Origin of the sequence: Streptomyces atratus, assembly GCF_014648655.1 — a bacterium.
Lineage (GTDB): Bacteria > Actinomycetota > Actinomycetes > Streptomycetales > Streptomycetaceae > Streptomyces > Streptomyces atratus.
This window is the reverse complement of the sequence record NZ_BMRN01000144.1, coordinates 1-2,540: the sequence shown is the minus strand read 5'-3', so window position 1 is coordinate 2,540 and position 2,540 is coordinate 1. Positions and strand designations below refer to the sequence as shown.

At 71.5% G+C, this 2,540-nt stretch carries 1 protein-coding gene; it reads left to right on the top strand.

Going from position 1 to position 2,540, the window contains the following annotated elements:
- Positions 1-42: 42 nt before the first annotated feature.
- A partial coding sequence (locus IEZ15_RS43640) for an AMP-binding protein (protein WP_189282475.1) occupies positions 43-2,540 on the top strand: 2,498 nt, incomplete at its 3' end.

Here is a 2,540-nt window from a genome sequence, read left to right as displayed (position 1 = left end):
GTGGCCGGTCGTCTTCCGGCCTATATGGTTCCGTCGGCGGTCGTGGTCCTGGATGCGCTGCCGCTGACCGTCAACGGCAAGCTCGACCACAAGGCCCTGCCCGCTCCAGCGAATGTCACCGGCGGCGGCCGCGGCCCCGCCACGCTCCAGGAGGAGCTGCTGTGCGAGGCCTTCGCCGAGTCCCTCGGGCTCGACAGCGTCGGAGTCGAGGACAACTTCTTCGCCCTCGGCGGCCACTCCCTCCTCGCCGTCCGTCTCGTCGAGCGGCTGCGCGAGCGCGGCATGTCGATCTCCGTGCGGGCCCTGTTCGAGACCCCGACCGTGGCTGGCCTCGCGCTGTCGGCGGGCACGGACCAGTTCGCCGTGCTGGAGAACCTGATCCCGGCCGACGCGACCGCCCTCACCCCCGAGATGCTGCCGCTCGTCGACCTCACGGCCGACGAGGTCGCTGTGGTCGTCTCCTTGGTGGACGGCGGCGCAGCCAACGTCGCCGACGTCTACCCGCTGGCCCCCCTCCAGGAGGGCCTGCTCTTCCACCACCTCCTCAACGAGGGCGGGGACGACGCCTACGCGCTCCCGACAGTCGTCGAGTTCGACTCGCGCGAGCGCTTCGACACCTTCCTCGCCGCCCTCCAGCAGGTTGTGGACCGCCACGACATCTACCGCACGTCCATCGTGTGGGACGGCCTGCGCGAGCCGGTCCAGGTCGTGTGGCGCCACGCCACCCTCCCCGTCACGGAGGTCACCCTTGACGCGGACAGCACCGACCCGGTCGCCGACCTGGTCGCGGCCGGCGGCTCCACGATGGACCTCGGCCGGGCCCCGCTGATCAGCCTGCACATCGCCGCCGTACCGGAGAGCGGCCGCTGGCTCGCCCTGCTGCGGATGCACCACATGGTGCAGGACCACACAGCGAAGGAAGTCTTCCTCGAAGAGGTGCAGGCCTTCCTCACGGGACGCGGCGACGAGCTGGCCGAGCCGCTGCCCTTCCGCAACTTCGTCGCCCAGGCACGCGGCGGGGTCGACGAGTCCGAGCACGAGCGCTACTTCGCCGACCTGCTCGGCGACGTCACCGAGCCCACCGCTCCGTACGGCATGATCGACGTGCACGGTGACGGCGCCGGCGTCGTCCAGGGCGAGCTGGAGTTCGCCCCCGCCCTGACCGCCCGCGTACGGGAAGTCGCGCGCCGCCTCGGCGTCAGCCCCGCCCCCGTGCTGCATGTGGCGTGGGCCCGGGTGCTCGCGGCCGTCTCCGGCCGCGCGGACGTGGTTTTCGGCACGGTCCTGTTCGGCCGCATGAACGCGGGCACGGGCTCGGACCGGGTGCCGGGACCGTTCATGAACACGCTGCCGGTCCGCGTACGCACTGGTGAACTCGGCGCGCTGGAGTCCGTCGACGCCATGCGCGGCCAGCTCGCCCGCCTCCTGGAGCACGAGCACGCACCCCTCGCCGTGGCTCAGCGGGCCAGCGGGGTCGCGGGCGACACCCCGGTGTTCACCTCCTTCTTCAACTACCGGCACAACTCCGGGCAGAGCGCCGGCAAGAGCCGGAACGCGGAGATCACGGGCATCCGCACGGTCTGGACGCACGACCGCACCAACTACCCGCTGTCCGTAGCGGTCAACGACGACGGCGACACCCTCGCGCTCGCGGTGGACGCGATCGCCCCCGTCGACCCGGAGGCGGTGAGCGCCTTGGTGCGCACGGCCGCCGAGAACCTCGTGTCCGCGCTGGAGACGGCGCTGGACGGCGGCGCGGACGTGCCCCTGAGCTCGCTGGGCGTGCTGGGCGAGGACGAACGGCGTCGGGTGCTCCTCGACTGGAACGACACGGCTGCCGACCTCGGAACGGCGCTGGTGCCGGAGCTGTTCGCGGCGCAGGTGGCCCGTACACCGGATGCGGTGGCGGTCGTTGCGGACGACGAGACGGTCTCGTACGCCGAACTGGACGCCCGCGCCAACCGGCTGGCTCACTACCTGGTCGGTCAGGGCATTGGTGCGGAGTCGCTGGTGGGTCTGTGTCTGCCGCGCGGGATCGACACGGTCGTGGCGATCCTCGCGGCCTGGAAGGCGGGGGCTGGTTATCTGCCGATCGATCCGGAGTATCCGGCTGAGCGGATCGGGTTCATGCTCGCCGACAGCGGCGCGGCTCTGACGCTGACGACCGAGGAGATCCTGGACGATCTCCCGGCCGGTCGGAACCGGTTCGTGGCCCTGGACGGGGCGTTGGTGCGGATGCAGCTGACGGCGGCTTCTGCGAAGGCGCCGGAGGGGGCGGTCGCGTCCGAGGGGCTTGCGTACGTCATCTACACCTCGGGTTCCACGGGTCGGCCGAAGGGTGTGGCCGTCACCCACGGCGGTCTCGCGAACTATGTGGGCTGGGCCGCCGGTGCCTACGGGATGACTCAGGGCGGCGGTGCTCCACTGCACTCGTCCCTCGCCTTCGACCTGACGGTGACCAGTGTTCTGGTGCCGCTGGTCACCGGCTCGGCGGTCGTGGCCAGTGAGGCCGGTGGCGCCGAGGGGCTGGCCGAACTGAT